Origin of the sequence: Streptomyces sp. NPDC004435, assembly GCF_042873895.1 — a bacterium.
In the GTDB taxonomy this organism is placed as follows: domain Bacteria; phylum Actinomycetota; class Actinomycetes; order Streptomycetales; family Streptomycetaceae; genus Streptomyces.
In genome coordinates, this window is record NZ_JBIAMB010000004.1 from 345,939 (window position 1) to 368,624 (window position 22,686).

Below are 22,686 nucleotides of genomic sequence, written 5' to 3' on the forward strand. Positions count from 1 at the left end.
GCGTGGACCTGTTCGAGTACCAGGCGAGGGACCTCTTCGCCAAGCACGGTGTACCGGTGCTGGCCGGTGAAGTCATCGACACGCCTGAGGCGGCGCGCGAGGCCACCGAGCGTCTTGGCGGCAAGTCGGTCGTCAAGGCCCAGGTGAAGGTCGGCGGCCGCGGCAAGGCCGGCGGCGTCAAGCTCGCCGCCACCCCGGACGAGGCCGTCGCCCGCGCGACGGACATCCTGGGCATGGACATCAAGGGCCACACGGTCCACAAGGTGATGATCGCCGAGCTGTCCCCGGAGATCGAGGCGGAGTACTACGTCTCGTACCTCCTCGACCGCACCAACCGCACCTTCCTGGCGATGGCCTCGGTGCAGGGCGGCATGGACATCGAGGAGGTCGCGGAGAAGACCCCCGAGGCCCTCGCGAAGGTCCCGGTCAACGCCAACGACGGCGTCACCCTGGAGAAGGCCCGCGAGATCGTCGCCCTGGCGAAGTTCCCGGCCGAGGTCGCCGAGGGCGTCGCCGAGGCCATGGTCACCCTGTGGGACACCTTCGTCGCCGAGGACGCCCTCCTCGTCGAGGTCAACCCGCTGGTGAAGACCAAGGACGGCCGCATCCTCGCCCTCGACGGCAAGGTCTCGCTCGACGAGAACGCCGACTTCCGCCAGCCGGAGCACGAGGCCCTGGAGGACAAGGCCGCGGCCAACCCGCTGGAGGCCGCCGCCAAGGCCAAGGGCCTCAACTACGTCAAGCTCGACGGCGAGGTCGGCATCATCGGCAACGGCGCCGGCCTGGTCATGTCGACCCTGGACGTCGTCGCGTACGCCGGTGAGAACCACGGCGGCGTGAAGCCGGCCAACTTCCTCGACATCGGCGGCGGCGCCTCCGCCGAGGTCATGGCGAACGGCCTGGAGATCATCCTCGGCGACGCGGACGTCAAGTCCGTGTTCGTCAACGTCTTCGGCGGCATCACCGCCTGTGACGAGGTCGCCAACGGCATCGTGCAGGCCCTGGAGCTCCTCGCCTCGAAGGGCGAAGAGGTCACCAAGCCGCTCGTCGTCCGTCTCGACGGCAACAACGCGGAGCTGGGTCGCAAGATCCTGTCGGACGCCAACCACCCGCTCGTGCAGCGCGTGGACACCATGGACGGCGCGGCCGACAAGGCCGCCGAGCTCGCGGCCGCGAAGTAAGGGAAGAGGGACAGAACAGCCATGGCTATCTTCCTCAACAAGGACAGCAAGGTCATCGTCCAGGGCATGACCGGTGCCACGGGCATGAAGCACACCAAGCTCATGCTGGGTGACGGCACCAACATCGTCGGTGGCGTGAACCCGCGCAAGGCCGGCCAGAAGGTCGACTTCGACGGCACCGAGGTCCCCGTCTTCGGCTCCGTCGCCGAGGCCATGAAGGAGACCGGCGCCAACGTCTCGGTCCTCTTCGTGCCGCCGGCCTTCGCCAAGGCCGCCGTCGTCGAGGCGATCGACGCCGAGATCCCCCTCGCCGTCGTCATCACCGAGGGCATCGCCGTCCACGACTCCGCCGCGTTCTACGCGTACGCCGTGGAGAAGGGCAACAAGACCCGCCTCATCGGCCCGAACTGCCCCGGCCTCATCACCCCGGGCCAGTCGAACGCCGGCATCATCCCGGGCGACATCACGAAGCCGGGCCGCATCGGCCTGGTCTCGAAGTCCGGCACGCTGACGTACCAGATGATGTACGAGCTCCGTGACATCGGCTTCTCCTCCGCCGTCGGCATCGGTGGCGACCCGGTCATCGGCACCACGCACATCGACGCCCTGGCGGCCTTCGAGGCCGACCCGGAGACCGACCTCATCGTGATGATCGGCGAGATCGGCGGCGACGCCGAGGAGCGTGCGGCCGACTTCATCAAGGCCAACGTCACCAAGCCGGTCGTCGGCTACGTCGCGGGCTTCACCGCGCCCGAGGGCAAGACCATGGGCCACGCCGGCGCCATCGTCTCCGGCTCCTCCGGCACCGCCCAGGCGAAGAAGGAGGCCCTGGAGGCCGCCGGTGTGAAGGTCGGCAAGACCCCCACCGAGACCGCCAAGCTGGCGCGCGCCATCCTCGCGGGCTGACGCACGGCACCGCCTGACAGGCCGTAGGCACGTGGGCCCCGCCCCCGGGAGACCGGGGGCGGGGCCCACGCGCGTGTCCGGGACGGACTACTCCGCGGCCGGGATCAGCCGCTCCGGGCCGGGGTTCGGCTCGGACCGCAGCCTGTCGCGGAGCTCCACGTCCTCCTCGCCGAGCTTCTGCGGCCCGCCGCGCACCGGGACGCCGTTCACGATCTGCCCGGGGGCGACCTCCGGGATGTAGCGGGTCGGCGCCGTCCACGCCGAGATGGCCGTGAGCCCGATGAGGACCGCCGTCGCGCCGGCGACCGTCCGGGTCATCAGCCGGGTCCGCCGCTCGCTGCCGCCGCGGATCGTGCGCGCCCCGGGGAGCGTCGCCGCCGGCGCCTCCGTGACCAGCGCGCCGAGCCGCCGCTGGAGCGCCTCGGGCTCCGCGAGCTCCGGCACGGCCCGGCCGATCGCCTCGCGCGCGTACAGCAGCCGGTTGGCGGCGGCCGGCGTGCTGGCCTCCGTCTCGGCGGCCGTCTCCGGCAGGTCGAGCCCGAGTCCGTCGTAGAGCAGCAGGGTCCGCCGGTACGGCGCCGGCAGGTCGAGCAGCGCGCCGAGCAGCGCCCGCCGGCCCGCGTCGGCCGGCGGCGAGTCGGGGTGCTTGTGGGCGCGGCGCAGCCGGTGCCAGGGCGAGAGGGCGTACTCGTACGCCGTCGCCCGCACCCAGCCGACCGGGTCGGGGTCCACGGCCACCTCGGGCCAGTGCTCCCACGCGTGGTGGAAGGCGTGCTCGACGGCCTCCTGGGAGAGCCGGCGGCGCCCGGTCAGCAGATAGGTCTGGTGGACGAGGCCGGGGGCCGCGTACCCGTACAGGGCGTCGAACGCCTGCTCGGGGGTGAGGTCGGGGTACGGCGCCCCGGTGGCTTCCGGCGCGGGTGCCGGGGCGGACGTGGGCGTGGACTCCGGGGCGGACGCATGCGCGGACTCCGGTGGGGACGCGTGCGCGGACTCCGGCCTGGGTTCCGGCTTCGGGCGCCGGCCGGCGGGGGTGATCGAGCGCGCGGGGGAGGGGGCCCTGGGGGGCTTCGCGGCTCGTTTGGCGGCGGCCTTGGGCCGCACGTTCGCCGTGGCGGGGGTGGGTGCCGGAGCGGTGGGCGGCGCGGGGGCCCGCCCCTCGGCCCGGGCGGCAGGGCCGGTCTCGGAAGCCCCGCCGGGCGGCGCCGTCGGCCCGGACGGCGTCGCCGCCTCGGACGGCGCCGTCGGCTCCGTGTCGGTGAGCAGCTTCGTGTATGCCTCGCGCTTGCGGCCGCGGGGGGACGAACGGCCGGTCTCCCATGCCTTGACCGTGGCCTTCGTGACGCCCATGGCCTCGGCGACCTGCTCCTCGCTCAGGGAGAGGGCCTCGCGCAGTCTGCGCCGCTCCTTCGGAGTCGGCAGCGATGGGGCGGTGGAGGGGGGCGCGGTGTCGCCGCCCCGGCTCGTCTGGCTCATCGGCGTCGACCTCCCGCAGCACACGTCTGGGCGGAAAAGTACATAAACGTATATTGAGCGACACAACGGATGTTTGCCTGTTACGCCGCGAAAGCGCGTGTCGTTGGCAGCATGGCCCCGTGACCCACCTGACCGAGCACTCCCTGGTCCAGGGCGGGCGTTCCGCCGCGTTCGCCACCGCCTGCGTCCGCGGCGGGGTCGCCGCCGGACTCGGCGTCGGCGCGCTCGCGGTCCTGGTGATCGCGGTGTGGATCAGCTCGCCGTTCCCCGACAGCGGCGCCGGCGGAGCCCTCCACGTCGCCGCCGGGCTCTGGCTGCTCGCCCACGGCGTGGACCTCGTCCGCACCGACACGCTCAGCGGGCTGCCCGCGCCCCTCGGGGTGGTGCCGCTGCTGACGGCCGTGCTGCCGGTCTGGCTGGTCTTCCGGACCGCGCGCTCCACCCTCGACCCGGCCGACAGCACCCGCCCCCGGCCCTCGCCCGCGGGTGCGCTCGGCGCGGTCTCGGGCGGGTATCTGCTGGTCGCGGCCGTGATCGTGGTCTACAGCGCGAGCGGGCCGCTCCCCGCCGACCTCGTCACCGCCGGACTGTGGCTGCCCGCCGTGGCCGTCGGCGCGGCGGGCGCGGGCGTCTGGACCGCGCTGGGCCGGCCGCTGCCGGGCCGGGAGGAGACCGCCGCCGCGCTGCGCGGGGCGGGGACCGGCCTGCTCACGCTCCTCGCGGGCGGGGCGGTGCTGGCCGGGACCGCGCTGGTCTGGCGCGCGGGCGCGGCGCGGGTCTCGTACGAGGGACTCGCGGGGGAGTGGTCCGGACGGGTGACGCTGGCGCTGCTCGTCCTCGTCCTGCTGCCCAATGCGGCGGTGTGGGCGGCGGCGTACGGCCTCGGTCCCGGCTTCGCGCTGGGCACGGGCGCGTCGGCGACCCCGCTGGGCCTCACCGGTGACCCCGCAGTACCGCCCTTCCCGCTCCTGGCGGCCCTGCCGCCGGAAGGGCCCGGCGGCTGGCCGCAGTGGGCCGCGGCGGCGGTGCCGCTGGTCGCGGCGGTGGCGCTGGGCCGGTCGGTCGGCCGCTCGACCGGCACCGGCGAGGCCCGTGAGACGGCGCTCGCGGCGCTGGGCGCGGCCTGGGCCTCCGGCGCGGCGGTCGCCGTCCTGGCGGGTGCGGCGGGCGGCCCGCTCGGCTCGGGCCGGCTGCTCGCCTTCGGCCCGGTGTGGTGGCAGGCGGGCGCGGCGGCGGTGCTGTGGGGCGTGGGCGTCGGTCTGCCGACGGCGCTGGCGGTACGGGCCTGGGGCCGCCGGGTGCCCCGCGTGAAGCACTCCGAGGCCCCGGAGCCGCCCAAGCCGCCCAAGCCGCCGAAGCAGCCCAAGCCGCCCAAGGCGACGAAGCCGCCCAAGGCGACGAAGCAGCCCGAGGCGCCCGAGCAGCCCGAGGTCGTGGAGCCCCCCAAGGCGTCCAGGTGGTGGAGGAAGCGGAAGGAGTCGCGGCCACCGGAGCCGGTCCTGGCCGCGTCCGGCGCCGCCCCGAAGCCGGCGGACCCCCTCCGCCACGGCGGGGACTTCGCCCTCGACCCGTTCGACCCGCTCGACCCCCTCGCCTCCTTCGACGACGAGGGCTACGAGCCGTACGACTACCTCCCCGCGTCCTGGGAGACCCCGCGGGACCGGAGCGAGGGCCCCGCGCGGCACACGGAACCGCCCCGGCCGTCAGGGACGACCGGGGCGGACGGAACGTGAGAGGCGGGAGGTGCGGGTGCGCGAGCTAGTCGCGCACCCCGAAGCCGTCCCGCAGCGGCTTGGGCAGGAGGTCGTTGCAGGCCAGCGCGCCCGCGTGCGTGAGGGCGTCGTCCCGGCAGTCGTAGAAGTCCTTGTAGACCAGCTGCATCGTGAAGCCGACGCCCACGATCGCCAGGGCCACGACCGAGGCCACCAGGCCGCTGATCGCCGCCGTCCGCATCGACCGGGCCGGGTTCGGGGTGCCCGGCGCCGCGGACGGGCGTCCCGCGGGCTGGGACGCGGACTGTGATTCCGGCGACACCTCGGCGCCGGCCTTCGGCTTCGTGCGCAGCGAGCTGATCGCCCAGTACAGCGAGAGGGCACCGAGGAGGAGGGCCAGCTCCGGGATGTCGAAGATCGCGAAGAAGAAGGCCCACATGCCGCCGAGGACCGCGTACCGCGCCCGCCGCTGGGCCGGGTCCGTGGGGTCCCAGCGCAGCCCCGGCCGCTCGGGCCCCTGCTTGCCGGAGCCGCCCTGGCCGCCTTGGCGCTCCGGTCCGCGCCCGAAGCCGTCCGACGACCGGCCCGGCTGGCGCGGGCTCCAGCGCCCGTCGGACGAGCCCGTCACGGGCGACGAGGACGCGTCGTCCTCGCCGTCCGGGCCCTCGCGGCCGTCCCGGCCCTCCGGGCGGCGCGGCTGCCACGGCTCGTCGGGCTTGCCCTCGGGCGGCGGGGCGAACGGGTTGTTGTCGTTCGTGGACTGGCGATCCGGCATCTGCTGGACGTCTTCCCTCTGTCGTCGTGACCGTCGTCGTGACCGTTGTGACCGTCGTGGCACCCGGGTGGCGCACCGCGTCGGACCCTGACGCTACCCCCCTGCTCCGCCCCCGTCCCGTGGGGGCCGTCCGGTGTGCCGGTATCGTTGCTGACGGTCGAGCCATTCGTAGGGTTCCCCGTATCGACGGGCACGATTCGTTCGTAGGACCGTACAAATACCCACGGAAAGAGTGACCCAGTGGCTGCCGCCCGCCTTGTCGTTCTGGTCTCCGGGTCCGGTACCAACCTTCAGGCCCTCCTCGACGGCATCGCCGCCGACCCCGAGGGCTACGGCGCCGAGATCGTCGCCGTCGGCGCCGACCGCGAGGCCGTCGCCGGCCTGGAGCGCGCCGAGCGCGCCGGGCTGCCCACCTTCGTCTGCCGGGTGAAGGACCACGCGAGCCGCGAGGAGTGGGACCGTGCGCTGGCCGAGGCCACCGCCGCGTACGAGCCGGACCTCGTCGTCTCGGCCGGGTTCATGAAGATCCTCGGCAAGGAGTTCCTCGCCCGCTTCGGCGGCCGGGTCGTCAACACCCACCCGGCGCTCCTCCCCAGTTTTCCCGGTGCCCACGGGGTGCGTGACGCGCTCGCCCACGGCGTGAAGGTCACCGGGTGCACCGTCCACTTCGTCGACGACGGCGTCGACACCGGCCCGATCATCGCCCAGGGCGCGGTCGAGGTGCGGGAGTCGGACGATGAAGCCGCTCTGCACGAGCGCATCAAGGAAGTCGAGCGCTCGCTGCTCGTCGACGTCGTGGGGCGTCTCGCCCGGCACGGCTACCGCATTGAGGGACGAAAGGTTCAGATCGGTGAACACGGACACCGTTAAGCCCATCCGCCGCGCGCTGGTCAGCGTCTACGACAAGACCGGCCTGGAGGAGCTGGCCCGCGGTCTGCACGAGGCCGGTGTCGAGCTCGTCTCCACCGGCTCCACCGCCGGGAAGATCGCCGCCGCCGGCGTCCCGGTCACCAAGGTCGAGGAGCTGACCGGCTTTCCCGAGTGCCTGGACGGCCGCGTCAAGACCCTGCACCCGCGCGTGCACGCCGGCATCCTCGCCGACCTGCGCCTGGAGTCGCACCGCGAGCAGCTCGCCGAGCTGGGCGTGGAGCCCTTCGACCTGGTCGTCGTGAACCTCTACCCCTTCCGCGAGACCGTCGCCTCCGGCGCCACCCCGGACGAGTGCGTCGAGCAGATCGACATCGGCGGCCCGTCGATGGTCCGCGCCGCCGCCAAGAACCACCCCTCGGTCGCCATCGTCACCAGCCCCGAGCGGTACGCCGACGTCCTCGCGGCCGTCAAGGACGGCGGCTTCGACCTGACCGCCCGCAAGCGCCTCGCCGGCGAGGCGTTCCAGCACACCGCCGCCTACGACGTGGCCGTGGCCTCCTGGTTCGCCGACGACTATGCGGCGGCCGACGACAGCGGCTTCCCCGACTTCCTGGGCGCCACCTACGTGCGCAAGAACGTCCTGCGCTACGGCGAGAACCCGCACCAGGGCGCCGCCCTCTACGTCGACGGCACGGGCGGCCTCGCCGAGGCCGAGCAGCTGCACGGCAAGGAGATGTCGTACAACAACTACACGGACACCGACGCCGCGCGCCGGGCCGCGTACGACCACACCGAGCCCTGCGTCGCGATCATCAAGCACGCCAACCCGTGCGGCATCGCGATCGGCGCCGACGTCGCCGAGGCCCACCGCAAGGCCCACGCCTGCGACCCGCTCTCCGCCTTCGGCGGCGTCATCGCCGTCAACCGCCCGGTGACCGTCGAGCTGGCCGAGCAGGTCGCCGAGATCTTCACCGAGGTCATCGTCGCCCCGGCGTACGAGGACGGCGCGGTCGAGGTCCTCGCCAAGAAGAAGAACATCCGCGTGCTGCGCGCCGAGGGCGCCCCCAGCAACCCGGTCGAGGTCAAGCCCGTCGACGGCGGCGCCCTGCTCCAGGTCACCGACCGCCTCCAGGCCGAGGGCGACGACCCGGCGCACTGGACCCTCGCCACCGGCGAGGCCCTCTCCGCCGAGGAGCTCGCCGAGCTCGCCTTCGCCTGGAAGGCGTGCCGCGCGGTCAAGTCCAACGCCATCCTGCTCGCCAAGGACGGCGCCTCGGTCGGCGTCGGCATGGGCCAGGTCAACCGCGTCGACTCCGCCAAGCTCGCCGTCGAGCGCGCCGGCGAGGAGCGGGCGCGCGGCTCGTACGCCGCCTCCGACGCCTTCTTCCCCTTCCCCGACGGCCTGGAGATCCTCACCGCGGCCGGCGTGAAGGCGGTCGTCCAGCCCGGCGGCTCGATGCGCGACGAGCTCGTCGTCGAGGCCGCGAAGAAGGCCGGCGTGACGATGTACCTCACCGGCACCCGCCACTTCTTCCACTGAGACCCATCCCCCGGGGCCTTCCTGATCAGGAAGGCCCCGGGGGCGTCTCTGGTCTAATGGTCTGGCCCCGGGCCGGCCGGCAGTAGTGGAGACGTGGTGTTGGACGTACTGAACAAGCCCGCGGCGGACCCCGCCGACGAGCGGCCCGCCGAGGGCGCGGGCCCCGCACCCGTCCCGTACCTCCCGTACGTGCTGATCGCGGTCGTCCTCACCGCCCTGTACTTCCTCTACTCCTGGGTGCAGTACGACCACTTCCGCACCCCCTCCTGGGACCTCGGCATCTTCGGGCAGGCCGTCCGCTCCTACGCCGAGTTCAGGGTCCCCGTCGTCGACATCAAGGGCCCCGGCTTCCCGATACTCGGCGACCACTTCAGCCCGGTGACGGCGCTCCTCGCCCCGCTCTACTGGCTCTGGCCCTCACCGGTCTCGCTGCTCTTCGCGCAGGCCGCGCTCTTCGCCGGCTCCGCCGTCGTCGTCGGCCGCACCGCCCAGCAGATCCTCGGCAGCCGCGCCACCGGCATCGCGCTCACCGTCGCGTACGGACTCTCCTGGGGCCTCCAGGAGGCCGTGAAGTCCGACTTCCACGAGATCGCCTTCGCCGTCCCGATGCTCGCCCTCGTCTGCCGCGCCCTGCTCCTCGGCCGCTGGACGGCCGCGGCGGCCTGGGCGGCGCCGCTGGTCCTCGTGAAGGAGGACATGGGGCTCACCGTCGCCATGGTCGGCGTCGTCCTCGCCCTCAAGGGCCAGAAGAAGCTCGGCGCCGCCCTCGCCGGCTTCGGCGTCGCCTTCTTCGCCCTCACCGTCCTCGTCCTCATCCCGGCCGCCAGCAAGCTCGGCCAGTACGACTACTGGGCCAAGATCGAGAAGACGGGCACCGGCGCCGAGACCTCCCTCGGCCAGATCATCAGCTCCGCCCTCACCTCCGGCGAGCGCTGGGAGATGGTCCTCTACCTCCTCGCGATCACCGGCTTCCTCGCGCTGCGCTCCCCGCTGGTGCTGCTCGTCCTGCCCACCCTCGGCTGGCGCTTCGTCTCCCAGGACGCCAACCACTGGGGCATGCACTGGCACTACAGCGCCGTCCTGATGCCGATCGTCTTCCTGGCCCTGGTCGAGGCCGTCCGCGCGGTCCGCACCTCGCCCCGCCCCTGGCTCGCCGCGTACGGCAAGGTCGCCGTCGCCGCCGCCACGGCCGTCGGGCTCACCCTCGCCGCGAACCTCCCGCTGCGCGATCTGCTGAAGTCCGAGACGTACGCCGCCGACGCCCGCGCCGACCAGGCCCGCGCGGCCGTCGCGGCGGTCCCGGAGGGCGCCAGCGTGGAGGCCGACGTCCCCCTCCTGGCCCACCTCACCGCGGACCACAAGGTCTACTGGATCGGCACCGCGAAGGGCGCGACCCCCGACTACCTCGCGCTCGACCTGCGCGGCTGGTCCGGCCAGACCTCGGACCCGGCGGTGACGGCTTCGCAGTTGCACCCGGAGGCGGCGTACGAGATCGTCCACCGCTCGGACGGCTTCGCGGTGCTGAGGAAGAAGTAGCGGACACGCCGAAGGGGCCCGGTTCCAGGGAGAACCGGGCCCCTTCGGCGTGCCGCGCGGGTCAGTACCGCGGGCGGGCGAACCAGGCGGTGCCGCTGGGGACGACGGGGGCGGCGGTGATGACGGCGGCGAAGACGACCCACAGCACCGGGAAGATCTTCGCGCTGGCGAGCTGGGTGTCGAAGGACGCGAAGAGCAGGATGAGGCCCACGACACCGCCGAGCGCGCCGTAGACCACGGTGGTGATCCGGATGCCCTGGCCGCCGTTGCCGAACTTGACGCCGAGGGTGATCGACAACGCGGCGAGACCGGCCGCGATCAGGGCGATGATGACCGCGCCGCCGATGGCGACATCGATCCCGGTCTCGGCACGGACGTCGTTGATGCCGTTCGCGAGGTCGTTGGCGATCGCGGCGACGTACGCGAAGTAGATCGCGATCGCGATCTGCGCCGCCGCGACCAGGTAGAGGAACACCCGAGCCGTCACCAGCAGCCCCGGCATCGACTGCGGGAACTGGTTCGGGCCGCCCGGGTAGGCGCCGTACGGCGCGACGGGCGGGGCGGCCGGGTAGCCGTAGGCGCCCTGCTGCGGGACGCCCTGGGGGGCCTGCGGGTAGCCGTAGCCCGGCTGACCCTGCGGCGGCTGGCCGTAGGGGTTGTTCGGTTCGCCGAAGCTCATCGGGTGTTTCCTCCGTGAAGGTTCTCGTGCGGGGACGGACGCGGCCCGCGAGGAGGGACTTTCACGGCATGTGAGCGGATTCCCCCCGGCACTTTCCGCGGCACTGCGCTGGTCATCGTCCTCGTAGCTCCGAGGTGTTGTCCAGTCGATACGCACCGGAGTTGTGCAAGTGCAACCCTTCCCTCCGGCCCGCGCGGCTCCGCCGGAAGCCGTGGCGGGAGCCGCGGCGGACCGAATTGGGAGAAGGCGGGGGTCATCCGCGAGGATGTCTCCATGAGCGCCCAGATTCTCGACGGCAAGGCCACCGCGGCCGCGATCAAGTCCGACCTGACCGCCCGTGTGGCGGCCCTCAAGGAGCAGGGCGTCACGCCCGGTCTCGGCACCGTCCTGGTCGGCGACGACCCGGCCAGCCAGAAGTACGTCGCGGGCAAGCACCGCGACTGCGCGCAGGTCGGCATCGCCTCCATCCAGCGCGAACTCCCCGCGACCGCCACGCAGGAGGAGATCGAGGCGGTCGTCCGGGAGCTCAACGAGGACCCGGCGTGCACCGGTTACATCGTCCAGCTGCCGCTGCCGAAGGGCATCGACGAGAACCGCGTCCTGGAGCTGATGGACCCGGCGAAGGACGCCGACGGCCTCCACCCGACCAACCTCGGCCGGCTCGTCCTCAACGAGCCCGCCCCGCTGCCCTGCACGCCGAACGGCGTCATCACGCTGCTCCGCGCCCACGGCGTGGAGATCAACGGCGCCGAGGTCGTGGTCGTCGGCCGCGGCGTCACCATCGGCCGCACGATGCCGCTGCTGCTGACCCGCCGCTCCGAGAACGCCACCGTCACGCAGTGCCACACCGGCACCCGCGACCTCGCGTTCCACCTGAAGAAGGCCGACATCATCGTGGCCGCCGCCGGCGTGCCGCACCTGATCAAGCCGGAGGACGTGAAGCCGGGCGTGGCCGTCCTCGACGTCGGCGTCTCGCGCAACGCCGAGGGCAAGATCCTCGGCGACGTGCACCCGGACGTCGCCGAGGTGGCCGCCTGGATCTCCCCGAACCCTGGCGGCGTGGGCCCGATGACCCGCGCGCAGCTGCTCGTGAACGTCGTCGAGGCCGCGGAGCGCGCGGCCGCGGCGCTCTGAGATGACCCCGGGGAGCCCGGCTTCCCCCGCGGGCCCCGACGGCCCGCGGGAGCTGCCGCGCGGCCGGGTGTCGAAGATCCGCCGGGTGCGCGGTTCGCGCCGGCCGCCGACCGTCACCACCGACACCGCGCGGCCCGAGGGCGGCGGCCGGGCGGCCGGCCGCGCCGCCCCCGCGCCCGCCCGCCAGTGGCCGCTGCTGCTCGTCCTGGGCACGGCGGCGCTGGGACTGCTCGTGGTGGGGACCGACCCCTTCTTCCAGTCCTTCCGGATCGGGACGATGATGGTCGGCGCGGCGCTGCTGCTGGGCATGGTGCTGCGCCGGGTGCTGCCCTCGGTGGGCATGCTCGCGGTCCGCTCGCGGTTCACCGACATGATCACGTACGGGGTGATGGGCTCGCTGATCGTGCTGCTCGCGCTCATGGTGCAGCCGAGGCCCTGGCTGAAGATCCCGTTCCTGGAGGACATCCTCCACCTGACGGTGACCTGACCCGCCCCCGCTCGTGTGCGCGACGACGCCCGCCCTCTCCCCCGTGGGAGGGCGGGCGCCGCCGTGATCAAGGGTCATGTACGCGCCAATGGAGGCGCAAGTTCGCGCCGCCCGCTGTGGCATGGAAGTGACCATTCCGGTACATCCGCCGACCGGGGCCGGGGTCCCGCTCGCCCTCCGGAGCTGCCATCCTTCGGGGGAGCCGGCCGGGGCGCCGGCCGGAGTGACGGCCGGCGACGGCAGGGGACAAGGGGGCGCACATGTCGGCGTGGAAGTCGCTGTCCGACGAACTCGATCCGGACATAAGGACGTTCACCGACCGCCTGCGGCAGGTCATCGACCGAAGCGGCCTCGGCGTCGTCGCCGTCGCCGAACGCACCCGGCGCGACCGGGCCGACTGGGACGCCTACCTCCACGCCCGCCGGCCCGTGCCGAGGAGCGCCGTCGTCGCGCTCTCCGACATCACCGGCGCCGACCTCGGCCCCCTCACCGCCCAGTGGGAACACGCGGACCGCGCCTGGAAGCGGGTCCTGCGCGCCCGCGCGGTACCGGAGCAGCCGTCACCGGCGACCGCCGCGGACGCGGCCGCGTCCGCACCCGCCGGGACCGCCACTCCGGAGCCCGTACGCGACGAGCCCCGCCCCGCTGCGGAGCCCGTACGCGCGCCTTCGGAGCCTGTACGCGACGAGCCCCGCACCCCTTCGGAGCCCGTACGCGACGCCGCCCGCGCGCCGGAGGGTGCCCAGGACGGCCGGCCGTCGGCACCGGCCCCTCAGGACGCCGCCGTACGGGACGGGGGTCCCGCCCCGGAGGGCGCCCAGGACGCGCCACGTGCGCCGGAGCGCGCGGGAGGCGGGTGGCCGGCCGTGCCCGTTCCCCGGGACGCCCCCGTACGGGGCGGGGGTCCCGCCCCGGAGGGTGCGCGGGGAGGGTGGCCGGCCGTCCCCGCCCCGCGGGACGGCGTACGGGGCGACGCCCGCGCCCCGGAGAGCACCCGGGCCGGGTGGCCCGCCGTCCCGACCGCGCCGGCCGACCGCACCATGCGCGTCAGGCCCGTACCGCCGATCCCCGCACCCCACCCGGCCCCGCCGCCCGCCGCCTCCGCGCCCGCTCCCACCGGCCCGCGCAAGCCCCGGCGCGGGTCCCCGCTGCTCTACGTCGCCGGGATCGTCGGCGCCGCGCTCGTCGTCACCGCCGCCGTCCTCCTCGTCGACCTCGGCGGCTCCGACGCGCCGCCCGTCGCCACCCCCGCCCCGTCCACCACCACCCCGACGCCCACCCCCAGCCTCCCCGAGGGCGTCCGGTGCACGGGCGCCGACTGCGGCGGCGAGGACCCCGAGCGCATGGGGTGCGGCGGCCCGCTCGCCACCACCGTCGCCCGCACCCGCATCGGCGGCGCCCTCGTCGAGGTCCGGCACAGCACCGTCTGCGCCGCCGCCTGGGCCCGCATCAGCGGCGCGGCAGGGGGCGACGAGGTCAGCGTCCAGGCCGGCACCGCCATCCAGGTCGAGAACGTCCTCGTCGGCGAGACCGACGCCTACACCACGATGATCCCGGTCCCCTCCCCGGACGCCGTCCGCGCCTGCGCCCGACTCGACGACGGGAGCGGCGACGGTTGCACCGGAGAGTGAAACGAGCCATGGGGTGAGCCGCACCACAAGGGGGTGGGGGTGCAGAGGGGCCCGCGTCCGATAGCCTGACGCCGGATATCTCTTCACATCGAGACATCGATCGATCAGGGAGCGATATCCAGCCTCAGGGGCAGGGAACCCCACCGCCAGCTGTCTTACGGAGATCGCCATGACCCGCACTCCCGTGAATGTCACCGTGACCGGCGCGGCCGGCCAGATCGGCTACGCGCTGCTCTTCCGCATCGCCTCCGGCCACCTGCTCGGCGCGGACGTGCCGGTCAAGCTGCGCCTCCTCGAGATCCCGCAGGGCGTCAAGGCCGCCGAGGGCACCGCCATGGAGCTCGACGACTGCGCGTTCCCGCTGCTCAAGGGCATCGACATCTTCGACGACCCGAACAAGGGCTTCGAGGGCGCCAACATCGGCCTGCTCGTGGGCGCCCGCCCGCGCGGTCCGGGCATGGAGCGCGGCGACCTGCTCGCCGCCAACGGCGGCATCTTCAAGCCGCAGGGCGAGGCCATCGCCGCCCACGCCGCGGACGACGTCAAGATCCTCGTCGTCGGCAACCCGGCCAACACCAACGCCCTCATCGCCCAGTCCGCCGCAAAGGGCGTCCCGGCCGAGCGCTTCACCGCGATGACCCGCCTGGACCACAACCGCGCCCTGACGCAGCTGGCCCAGAAGACCGGCTCCTCGGTCACGGACATCAAGCGCCTCACCATCTGGGGCAACCACTCCGCGACCCAGTACCCGGACATCTTCCAGGCGGAGATCGCCGGCAAGAACGCCGCCGACGTCGTGAACGACGAGGCGTGGCTGGCCGACACCTTCATCCCGACCGTCGCCAAGCGCGGCGCCGCGATCATCGACGCCCGTGGCGCGTCCTCCGCGGCCTCGGCCGCGAACGCCGCCATCGACCACGTGTACACGTGGGTCAACGGCACCGCCGAGGGCGACTGGACCTCCATGGGCGTTCCGTCGGACGGCTCCTACGGCGTCCCCGAGGGCCTCATCTCGTCCTTCCCGGTCACCTGCAAGGACGGCAAGTACGAGATCGTCCAGGGCCTGGAGATCAACGACTTCTCCCGCGCCCGCATCGACGCCTCCGTCAAGGAGCTGTCGGAGGAGCGCGACGCGGTCCGCGAGCTCGGCCTCATCTGAGCCCGAACGCCCCGCGCGTGACGGAGCCCCCGGTCCTCGGACCGGGGGCTCCGCCCGTTTCCGGGCCGGGACCTCCGCCCGATTCCGGACCGGGGGCTCCGTCCGCTACCCGACGGCTCGGGCTCAGTGCGACGGGGTGTAGCTGCCGGGGACCATGCGGGTCGAGACCGCGATGCGGTTCCAGGAGTTGATGACGACGATCGCGCCGATCACCCGGGCCAGCTCCGCGTCGTCGAAGTGCTCGGCCGCCGCCGCGTACACCGCGTCGGGTACGAAGCCGTCGGTCAGCTCGGTGACCGCCTCGGTGAGGGCGATCGCGGCCAGCTCCCGCTCCGTGTAGAAGTGCCGGGACTCCTGCCAGGCGGCGAGCTGGACGACCCGCTCCACGGTCTCGCCCTCGGCGAGCGCGTCCTTCGTGTGCATGTCGAGGCAGAAGGCGCAGTGGTTGATCTGCGAGGCCCGGATCTTGATCAGGTGGTAGAGGACCGGGTCCACGCCCTTGGCCGCCTCCTTCTCCAGGCGGACCATCGCCTTGTAGAAGTCGGGCGCCAGCTCGAAGAACGGCATGCGCTGCGTGTGCTGGTGGGCGAGGGGCCGGGCGGGGGAGTGTTCCGTCGTGGTGGTCATGGAGCCACCGTACGGAGCGGATGGCGTGCCGCTATGGTCCATTTCCATGCGGAACGACTGGGCCACTTTCGGCGCCGACCTCCATCTCGACCTCCGCGGCACCCGCCTGCGGGCCGGCCTCATGGACGCCCTGCGCGAGGCCGTGCGCAGCGGGCGTCTGGCGCCGGGGAGCCGGCTGCCGTCCTCGCGGCAGCTCGCGGCGGATCTCGGTGTCGCCCGGAACACGGTCGCCGACGCGTACGCCGAGCTGGTCGCCGAGGGCTGGCTCACCGCCCGCCAGGGTTCCGGCACCCGGGTCGCCCGCCGCACCGAGCCCCGGCCCGCCCCCGAGCCCGCGGCACCCCGGGAGGCCCCGGCCGGGCCCACCCCGGGCGGCACCCCGTGGCGGCCGCCCGGCGGCCCGGGCGTCCGCGCCTCCCGGCGGCGGACGCCGACCCCCGCGTACGACCTCAGGACCGGCACCCCCGACCTCGCCTCCTTCCCGCGCGCCGAATGGCTGAGGGCGTACCGGAAGGCGCTGACCGCGGCCCCCAACGAGGCCTTCGGGTACGGCGACCCGCGCGGCCGCGTCGAGCTGCGCGCGGTTCTCGCCGAGTACCTGGCCCGCGCCCGGGGCGTGCACGCCCGGCCCGAACGGATCGTGATCTGCGCGGGGTTCGCGCACGGCCTGATGCTGCTCGGCCAGGTCCTGCGGGCGCGCGGCACACGGGCGGTGGCGGTGGAGTCGTACGGGCTCGGCATGTACGCGAAGCTGCTGCGCGACGCCGGACTCGACTCCCCCGCGCTGCCCTTCGACGAACGCGGCACGCGGGTCGACACGCTGACGGAGCCGGGCGGGCCGGAGCCCGGCGCGGTGCTGCTGACCGCCGCCCACCAGTTCCCGCTCGGCGGGGCGCTGCCGCCCGACCGGCGGGCGGCGGTGGTCGACTGGGCGCGGGCGACCGGCGGGTTCGTCCTGGAGGACGACTACGACGGGGAGTTCCGGTACGACAGGCAACCCGTCGGAGCTCTTCAAGGGCTCGACCCGGAGCGGGTCGTCTACCTCGGCACCGCCAGCAAGTCCCTCGCCCCGGGGCTGCGGCTCGCCTGGATGGTGCTGCCGGAGGGCCTGGTGGACGAAGTCGCCGCCGCGAAGGGGGAGGTCGTGGACTGGATGTGCGGTACCCCCGACCAGCTGGCCTTCGCGGAGTTCCTCGCCTCGGGGGCGCACGACCGGCACGTACGGGCCATGCGCCTGCGCTACCGGCACCGCCGCGACCAGCTCGTCGCCGCCCTGGCGCGGCACGCGCCCGGCATCCGGGTCGGCGGGATCGCGGCCGGCCTGCACGCGGTGCTGGCGCTGCCGCCCGGCACCGAACAGGCGGCGCTCCGCTCCGCCGCCTGGCACGGCCTCGCGGTGCAGGGCCTCGGCCAGTTCCGCCAGCCGGGCGCCTCCGGCCCTCTGGAGGGCCTCGTCGTGGGCTACGGCACCCCGCCGGACAGCGGCTGGCAGGGCGCCCTCCAGGCCCTCTGCCGGGTCCTGGAGGGCGTGGGGGAGGGCGTCGGGGAAGGGGACGGCGTCGGTGACGAAGAGGGGGACGGCGTCGGGGAGGGCTTCCGAGGAGACGACGGGGGCTTCGCCTGAGGCGAGGGCTTCGGAGGCGGGGAGGGCGGGGCGGGCGGCGCGGCCTCTGGCAGGGTGGGTACGTGACGTCGCACCCCACCCCGGACGACCGCCCCCGCCCCGACGCGGAGGCCGCCGCGCGGGAGTTCACCGCGTACCGGCCGAGGCTCTTCGGGCTCGCCTACCGCATGCTCGGGTCCGCCGAGGAGGCCGAGGACACCGTCCAGGACGCCTATCTGCGGTGGAGCGGCGCCGACCGGGCGGCCCTCGTCCAGCCGGCCGCCTGGCTCACCAGGGTCGTCACCAACCTCTGCCTCAACCGGCTCACCTCCGCCCGCGCCACCCGCGAGCGGTACACGGGGACCTGGCTGCCCGAGCCGGTGCTCACGGACGGGCGCGGCCCGCTCGGCGCGCCCGGCGCGGGACCGCTGGAGTCCGCCGAGCGACACGACGACGTCTCCACGGCGATGCTCCTGCTCCTGGAGCGGCTGACCCCCGCCGAGCGCGCGGTGTACGTGCTCCGCGAGGCATTCGGCTATCCCTACCGGGAGCTCGCCGGCGTCCTGGACCTCGGCGAGGCCAACTGCCGCCAGCTGTACGGGCGGGCGGCCCGCCGCGTGGCGGAGCCGGGCGACGACGGCGCCGCCGCCCGCTTCGAGCCGCCGGCGCCGGAGCGGCGGCGGCAGCTCGTCGAGTCCTTCGTCGCCGCCGCCCGCGAGGGCGACCTCGCGGGGCTGGAGAAGCTCCTCGCGCGAGACGTCGTCTGGTGGGGCGACGGCGGCGGCAAGGTCAGGTCGGCGCTCCGGCCCGTCCGGGGCCGCGACCAGGTGCTCCGCTTCCTCGTCGGCGTCGCGGGCCGCCAGGAGGAGGGCGCGGTGCTCACCGTGGCGGAGGTCAACGGCGCTCCCGGCGTCGTCCTGCACGTGGGCGCCCGCGTCCTCGGCGTCGCCGCGGTGGTGCTTCGCGCGGACGGCCGGATCACCGACGTGCGGATGGTGATGAACCCGGACAAGCTCGGCTATGTGACCCGGCAGTTCGCCGCGCGTCCGGAAGCCGCTCGCTGAGGCTGTCACATCCGCGCGGTCCCGTCGGTCACACGGGGGTGAGCGGCGCTCCGAGGGGAGCGCCCGCGTAGGGAAGGAGACCCCGGAGATGACGACGGAGACGAGGACGATCCTGGTGACGGGGGCCACCGGCACCCTCGGCAGGCCGCTGTGCGCCCGGCTCGCCGCGGCCGGCCACGAGGTGCGCGAGCTGAGCCGCCGCTCGCCGCGCCACCCCGTGGACCTGCGGACCGGCGCCGGTCTCGACGAGGCCCTGACGGGCGTCGACACCGTCGTCCACTGCGCCTCCTCCCCGCGAGGTGGGGACGAGGAGGCGGCCCGCACGCTGATCGCGGCGGCCCGCCGCGCCGGGGTCCGGCACCTCGTCTACATCTCGATCGTCGGCGTCGACCGGGTGCCGCTCGGCTACTACCGGGCCAAGCACGCGGTGGAGCGGCTGGTCGAGGAGTCCGGGATCGGCTGGACCGTGCTGCGGGCCACCCAGTTCCACGACCTCGTGGAGCAGGTCCTGGCGGCCGCGGGGAAGGTGCCGCTGGTGCTGCCGCTGCCCGCCGGAGTCTCGGACCAGCCGGTGGAGGTGACCGAGGTCGCCGAGCGGCTGGCCGAGCTGGCGGCCGGCGACCCCGCGGGCCGCGTCCCCGACATGGGCGGCCCCGAGGTCCGTACGCTCGCCGAACTGGCCCGCGCCCACCTCGCCGCCACGGGCCGCAGCCGCCGCCTGCTGCCCGTCCCGCTGGCCGGCCGGACCTACCGCGCCTTCCGCGCCGGCGGCCACCTGGCACCCGGTCACGCCACCGGCCGGGTCACCTTCGAGCAGTACCTGAAGGCCCGCCCCATTCCGTCCTGAGGGGGCGGCCCCCCTCGGCGAGGGCCACTCCGGCGGTGGCGTGGCGCTCCCGGCCCGAAGGCCACTCCGGGCGGGGCTCGACCCCGTCCCGGGGGCGTGGCCCCTCGGACTGAGGATCGCTCCGGGCGGGGGCTCCACCCCGACCCGGCGGCGTGGCCCCCGGCCTGAAGGTCACTCCGGGCGGTCGGCCCCCTCCTCGGGGGGTGGGGTGCGCTCCGGGGCGGGCGGGGGTGGCTCGCCGAAGCGGGCCAGGGTCAGGGAGGCCGCCACGGCCAGGGCGAAGCCGGTGACGGCCAGACCGCCCAGGCCCTCGCGGGTGCGGTCGCCGAGCCAGACGACGCCCGCCGCCGCGGGGCCCAGCGTCTCGCCCAGGACCATTCCGGCCGTCGCCGTCGTCACCGCGCCCCGCTGGAACGCCGAGGTCAGCAGCAGGAACGCCGCCCCGCCGCCGAGCAGCAGCGCCCACAGCGCCGGGTCGGCGAGGTCGACGCCGTCCAGGAGCCGTACCGCCACCTCGACCACCCCGAAGCCGATCCCCGAGCCGAGGCCGAGGACCAGCGCCCGGGGCCGGTCCGGCAGCCGCCCTCCCACCACGCCCAGCAGCAGCACCCCCGCCGCGATCCCGAGCAGCGCCCAGGGCAGTCCCGGAGGGCCGGACCGGTGGCCCTCCCGCCCCGCCGCGAGCGCCAGCAGGGCGAGCCCCGCGCAGACCGCCGCCACCGCGCCCCACTCGACCCGGCTCAGCCGCACCCCGAGCATCCGGGAGGCCAGCGCCGCCGTGACGGCGAGGCTCGCGGCGAGCGCCGCGCCGACCGCGTACAGGGGGAGGGTGCGCAGGGCCACCACCTCCAGCAGGAAGCCCAGTCCGTCGAGGGCGAGACCGACGACGTACCGCCACTGCCGCAGCGCCCGCCACAGCAGCCCGACGTCCACACCGCTGCCCGTCCCCGGCGCCGCCGCGCGGGCCGCGGCGGCCTGGAAGACGGTGGCCGCGCCGAAGCACAGCGCCGAACCGAGCGCGCAAACCATCCCGAAGAGCACATAGCGACTCTAGGTGCCGAGGCCGGAAAGCGGCGGCCTACACTGTGCGGTCGCGAGGCTCGCGGTCATACGAACGGCCGCGCGGACGGGCACGCGCACACGAAGGTGCGCGGCCACGCGAAGGGGAGGGCGAGGGACATGCGGAGGCTCAGGTCGAGCACGGTGGTGCTCGGCGGTATGGGCGTGCTCGCGGCGACGATCACCGCCTGCGGCGCCGAACCCGACCGCCGGTGCGCGGACCCGGTGACGCTGGAGGAGCTGCCGAGCTATCGGTGCGAGACCGGCGGTTCCGACGACGACGATGACGACAACGGCTCGACCGCGCGCGGCGCCTACTACTACGGCGGCTCCGTCAGCAACGCGCGCCTGTCCGGCGGCAGCTTCGACCGGAAGGCCGTCGAGACCGGCGGCTTCGGCTGCTCGTCCTCCGGGTCGAGCGGCGGCTGAGGCGGGCGGACCGGGACCATGGAACGGCACACCATCGAGCCCCGTCCGGGCTGGCAGGAGACGGTCGAGGAGCAGGGGCTCGTCTATCCGCTGACCCGCTACCCGGACGGTTCGCTGCGCCCGTACTGGGACGAGAGCGCGTACTACTCCTTCACGCTGCCCGAGGTCGAGGCGCTGGAGGAGGTCGTCGAGGAGCTGCACGCGATGTGCCTCGCGGCGGCCGCGCACATCGTCGAGCGGAACCGTTTCGCCGACCTGGGGATCACCGACCCGAAGATCGCCGAGCGGGTCGCCGAGTCCTGGCGCCGCCGTGCCGAACTCCCCTCCCTCTACGCCCGCTTCGACCTCGTCTACGACGGCACCGGCCCGGCGAAGATGCTGGAGTACAACGCGGACACCCCGACCTCCCTGGTGGAGGCGGCGAGCCCGCAGTGGTTCTGGATGGAGGAGCGCTTCCCCGGCGCGGACCAGTGGAACTCGCTCCACGAGCGCCTGGTGGACGCCTGGAAGCGGCAGGCGCCGCTGCTGCCGCCCGGCCCCGTCCACTTCGCCCACTCCGAGACCGACGAGCTCGGCGAGGACCTGATGACGGTCGCGTACCTGCGCGAGACCGCCGAGCAGGCCGGGCTCGCCACCGAGGCGCTCTCCGTGGAGCGGATCGGCTGGGACCGGCTCTCCCGCCGCTTCGTCGACGAGAAGCTGCGGTTCATCCGCAGCTGCTTCAAGCTCTACCCGTGGGAGTGGCTGGTCACCGACCGCTTCGGGAAGCACGTCCTGTCCACCCTGGACAACGGCGGCGGCTCCGGCACCACCTGCTGGATCGAACCCGCCTGGAAGATGCTGCTCTCCAACAAGGCGCTGCTCGCCGTCCTGTGGGAGCTCTACCCCGGCCACCCGAACCTGCTGCCCGCCTATCTCGACGGGCCGCGCGAACTGGCCTCCACCACCGGCTGGGCGGCCAAGCCGCTGCTCGGCAGGGAGGGCGCCGGCGTCACCCTGCACGAACCCGGCAGCGAGGTCGTCGTCCGCGACGAGCCCGTCTGCTACCAGGGTCTGGCCCCGCTCCCCGACTTCGACGGCAACCGCACGCTGCTCGGCGCGTGGGTCGTCGAGGACGAGGCCGCGGGGCTCGGCATCCGGGAGTCCGCGGGCCCCGTCACCGACGAGTACGCCCGCTTCCTCCCGCACGTCATCCTCTGACCGCTACTCCGGTACGTACTCCCGCAGCGGGGCCGGCTTCAGGCCGGCCTCCTCGGCGAGGGCGAGGGCCCGCTCCAGGTCCTGCTCCAGCGTCTCGTTGAAGTGCAGCAGGATGATGTCGCCGGCCTTCAGGGACGGCGACGGCGGGGTCCACTGGCCCCAGGTGGTCAGGTCGTACGTCCACGTGACCACGGCCTTCGCCCCACAGGCGCGGGCGGCGGTCCGGGTGGTCGCGTCGAACGCCCCGTACGGCGGGCGCAGCAGCCGCGGCCCGTCGCCGAACTCCGCCAGGTGCGCGTCCCGCGCCCCGCAGACCTCGGCCTTCTGGCCGGCCGCGTCGAGCGTGGTGAGGTCCGGGTGGCCGACCGTGTGGTTCTCGATCCGCACCCGGCCGTGGTCGAGCAGCCGGTGGAAGTAGCCGGAGTCGTACGAGTACGCCCCCGGCAGCAGGAAGAGCGAGGCGGGCACCCGGCGGTCGAGCAGCAGCTGCGCGGCGGCGGGGTCGTGGAACCAGCCGTCGTCGATGGTGATGAAGACGACCGGGTCCGTGGTCTCGACCCGGGAGACCACGGGCGCGGGCTCGGGCCAGGCCGCCTTCGGGGCGGCGTGCGCGGAGCCGCCGACGGCCCCGAGCAGGGCGAGCGGGACGAGGGTGGCGAGCGCGCCACGGAGCGCGTGGCGCAGACGGAGTCTCGGCATGGCCGCATCATTGGCCTAGACCAACTCTGGTGTCAATGCCCCGAGTTGCCCCGGGGCGGCGGCCCCGCCGCC

At 74.3% G+C, this 22,686-nt stretch carries 21 protein-coding genes; 15 read left to right on the forward strand and 6 right to left on the reverse strand.

Annotated elements, in window-relative coordinates; genetic code table 11:
- Positions 1–2 precede the first annotated feature (2 nt).
- Together sucC and sucD are read left to right on the forward strand one after the other, a co-directional pair.
- The gene (gene sucC / locus ACFYT9_RS09535; protein ID WP_376602240.1) at positions 3–1,181 is read left to right on the forward strand and encodes an ADP-forming succinate--CoA ligase subunit beta; all 1,179 of its coding nucleotides are present in this window, start codon (positions 3–5) and stop codon (positions 1,179–1,181) included.
- Between the two features lie 21 nt (positions 1,182–1,202).
- A complete protein-coding gene (gene sucD / locus ACFYT9_RS09540; RefSeq protein ID WP_360321631.1) occupies positions 1,203–2,087 on the forward strand; it encodes a succinate--CoA ligase subunit alpha in 885 nt (294 codons plus the stop codon).
- Between the two features lie 87 nt (positions 2,088–2,174).
- On the opposite strand, the gene ACFYT9_RS09545 is transcribed toward sucD, so the two are convergent.
- Positions 2,175–3,563 carry a helix-turn-helix domain-containing protein gene (locus ACFYT9_RS09545; protein ID WP_389161989.1) on the reverse strand — a complete coding sequence of 463 codons (1,389 nt, stop codon included), beginning with the start codon at positions 3,561–3,563 and terminating at the stop codon, positions 2,175–2,177.
- A 119-nt stretch (positions 3,564–3,682) separates the two neighbouring features.
- Here ACFYT9_RS09545 and ACFYT9_RS09550 point away from each other — a divergent pair, with 119 nt between their 5' ends.
- The gene (locus tag ACFYT9_RS09550; protein WP_389161991.1) at positions 3,683–5,296 is read left to right on the forward strand and encodes a DUF6350 family protein; all 1,614 of its coding nucleotides are present in this window, start codon (positions 3,683–3,685) and stop codon (positions 5,294–5,296) included.
- Positions 5,297–5,321: 25 nt separating this feature from the next.
- Here the strand turns inward: ACFYT9_RS09550 and ACFYT9_RS09555 are convergent, their stop codons facing one another.
- Entirely contained in the window at positions 5,322–6,050 is a 729-nt protein-coding gene (locus ACFYT9_RS09555) for a hypothetical protein (RefSeq protein WP_387280575.1), read from the reverse strand.
- 240 nt (positions 6,051–6,290) lie between these two features.
- Between ACFYT9_RS09555 and purN the strand changes: the two genes are divergently transcribed.
- From purN to ACFYT9_RS09570, 3 genes are all read left to right on the forward strand, one after another.
- The gene (gene purN / locus ACFYT9_RS09560) at positions 6,291–6,920 is read left to right on the forward strand and encodes a phosphoribosylglycinamide formyltransferase (RefSeq protein WP_376602894.1); all 630 of its coding nucleotides are present in this window, start codon (positions 6,291–6,293) and stop codon (positions 6,918–6,920) included.
- Positions 6,901–8,460, forward strand: coding sequence for a bifunctional phosphoribosylaminoimidazolecarboxamide formyltransferase/IMP cyclohydrolase (gene purH / locus ACFYT9_RS09565; protein WP_389161993.1), 1,560 nt, complete (start codon positions 6,901–6,903; stop codon positions 8,458–8,460). The genes purN and purH overlap by 20 nt, the downstream gene beginning before the upstream one ends.
- Positions 8,461–8,556: 96 nt before the next feature.
- On the forward strand, positions 8,557–9,996 hold the full coding sequence (locus ACFYT9_RS09570; protein ID WP_387280573.1) for a DUF2079 domain-containing protein: 1,440 nt from the start codon (positions 8,557–8,559) through the stop codon (positions 9,994–9,996).
- Positions 9,997–10,057: 61 nt separating this feature from the next.
- Here ACFYT9_RS09570 and ACFYT9_RS09575 read toward each other — a convergent pair whose 3' ends face one another.
- The gene (locus ACFYT9_RS09575) at positions 10,058–10,675 is read right to left on the reverse strand and encodes a hypothetical protein (RefSeq protein ID WP_376606031.1); all 618 of its coding nucleotides are present in this window, start codon (positions 10,673–10,675) and stop codon (positions 10,058–10,060) included.
- 273 nt (positions 10,676–10,948) lie between these two features.
- Between ACFYT9_RS09575 and ACFYT9_RS09580 the strand changes: the two genes are divergently transcribed.
- The 4 genes from ACFYT9_RS09580 (at position 10,949) to ACFYT9_RS09595 (ending at position 15,086) form a co-directional block, all read left to right on the forward strand.
- On the forward strand, positions 10,949–11,809 hold the full coding sequence (locus tag ACFYT9_RS09580; protein WP_389161994.1) for a bifunctional methylenetetrahydrofolate dehydrogenase/methenyltetrahydrofolate cyclohydrolase: 861 nt from the start codon (positions 10,949–10,951) through the stop codon (positions 11,807–11,809).
- Positions 11,810–11,894: 85 nt separating this feature from the next.
- Positions 11,895–12,296 carry a DUF3017 domain-containing protein gene (locus ACFYT9_RS09585; RefSeq protein WP_387273765.1) on the forward strand — a complete coding sequence of 134 codons (402 nt, stop codon included), beginning with the start codon at positions 11,895–11,897 and terminating at the stop codon, positions 12,294–12,296.
- Between the two features lie 260 nt (positions 12,297–12,556).
- A complete protein-coding gene (locus ACFYT9_RS09590; protein ID WP_389161996.1) occupies positions 12,557–13,927 on the forward strand; it encodes a DUF2690 domain-containing protein in 1,371 nt (456 codons plus the stop codon).
- 169 nt (positions 13,928–14,096) lie between these two features.
- Positions 14,097–15,086 carry a malate dehydrogenase gene (locus ACFYT9_RS09595; RefSeq protein WP_376603820.1) on the forward strand — a complete coding sequence of 330 codons (990 nt, stop codon included), beginning with the start codon at positions 14,097–14,099 and terminating at the stop codon, positions 15,084–15,086.
- 123 nt (positions 15,087–15,209) lie between these two features.
- Here the strand turns inward: ACFYT9_RS09595 and ACFYT9_RS09600 are convergent, their stop codons facing one another.
- Positions 15,210–15,713, reverse strand: a complete 504-nt coding sequence (locus ACFYT9_RS09600; RefSeq protein WP_376603818.1) for a carboxymuconolactone decarboxylase family protein — start codon at positions 15,711–15,713, stop codon at positions 15,210–15,212.
- A 46-nt stretch (positions 15,714–15,759) separates the two neighbouring features.
- Between ACFYT9_RS09600 and ACFYT9_RS09605 the strand changes: the two genes are divergently transcribed.
- From ACFYT9_RS09605 to ACFYT9_RS09615, 3 genes are all read left to right on the forward strand, one after another.
- Positions 15,760–17,337: a PLP-dependent aminotransferase family protein gene (locus ACFYT9_RS09605; protein ID WP_389161998.1), complete on the forward strand. Its 1,578-nt coding sequence runs from the start codon at positions 15,760–15,762 to the stop codon at positions 17,335–17,337.
- A gap of 62 nt (positions 17,338–17,399) precedes the next feature.
- The gene (locus ACFYT9_RS09610) at positions 17,400–18,380 is read left to right on the forward strand and encodes an RNA polymerase sigma-70 factor (RefSeq protein ID WP_389162000.1); all 981 of its coding nucleotides are present in this window, start codon (positions 17,400–17,402) and stop codon (positions 18,378–18,380) included.
- An 88-nt stretch (positions 18,381–18,468) separates the two neighbouring features.
- The gene (locus ACFYT9_RS09615) at positions 18,469–19,227 is read left to right on the forward strand and encodes an SDR family oxidoreductase (RefSeq protein WP_389162002.1); all 759 of its coding nucleotides are present in this window, start codon (positions 18,469–18,471) and stop codon (positions 19,225–19,227) included.
- A 171-nt stretch (positions 19,228–19,398) separates the two neighbouring features.
- Here the strand turns inward: ACFYT9_RS09615 and ACFYT9_RS09620 are convergent, their stop codons facing one another.
- Positions 19,399–20,256 carry a hypothetical protein gene (locus ACFYT9_RS09620; protein ID WP_389162004.1) on the reverse strand — a complete coding sequence of 286 codons (858 nt, stop codon included), beginning with the start codon at positions 20,254–20,256 and terminating at the stop codon, positions 19,399–19,401.
- 150 nt (positions 20,257–20,406) lie between these two features.
- On the opposite strand from ACFYT9_RS09620, the gene ACFYT9_RS09625 reads away from it, so the two are divergent.
- Both ACFYT9_RS09625 and ACFYT9_RS09630 read left to right on the forward strand, forming a co-directional pair.
- A complete protein-coding gene (locus ACFYT9_RS09625) occupies positions 20,407–20,715 on the forward strand; it encodes a hypothetical protein (RefSeq protein WP_376604619.1) in 309 nt (102 codons plus the stop codon).
- 18 nt (positions 20,716–20,733) lie between these two features.
- Positions 20,734–21,915 (forward strand): glutathionylspermidine synthase family protein, encoded by a 1,182-nt coding sequence (locus ACFYT9_RS09630; RefSeq protein ID WP_389162006.1) that lies wholly within the window; start codon positions 20,734–20,736, stop codon positions 21,913–21,915.
- 3 nt (positions 21,916–21,918) lie between these two features.
- Here ACFYT9_RS09630 and ACFYT9_RS09635 read toward each other — a convergent pair whose 3' ends face one another.
- Positions 21,919–22,614, reverse strand: a complete 696-nt coding sequence (locus ACFYT9_RS09635; RefSeq protein ID WP_387273778.1) for a polysaccharide deacetylase family protein — start codon at positions 22,612–22,614, stop codon at positions 21,919–21,921.
- Between the last annotated feature and the right edge of the window lie 72 nt (positions 22,615–22,686).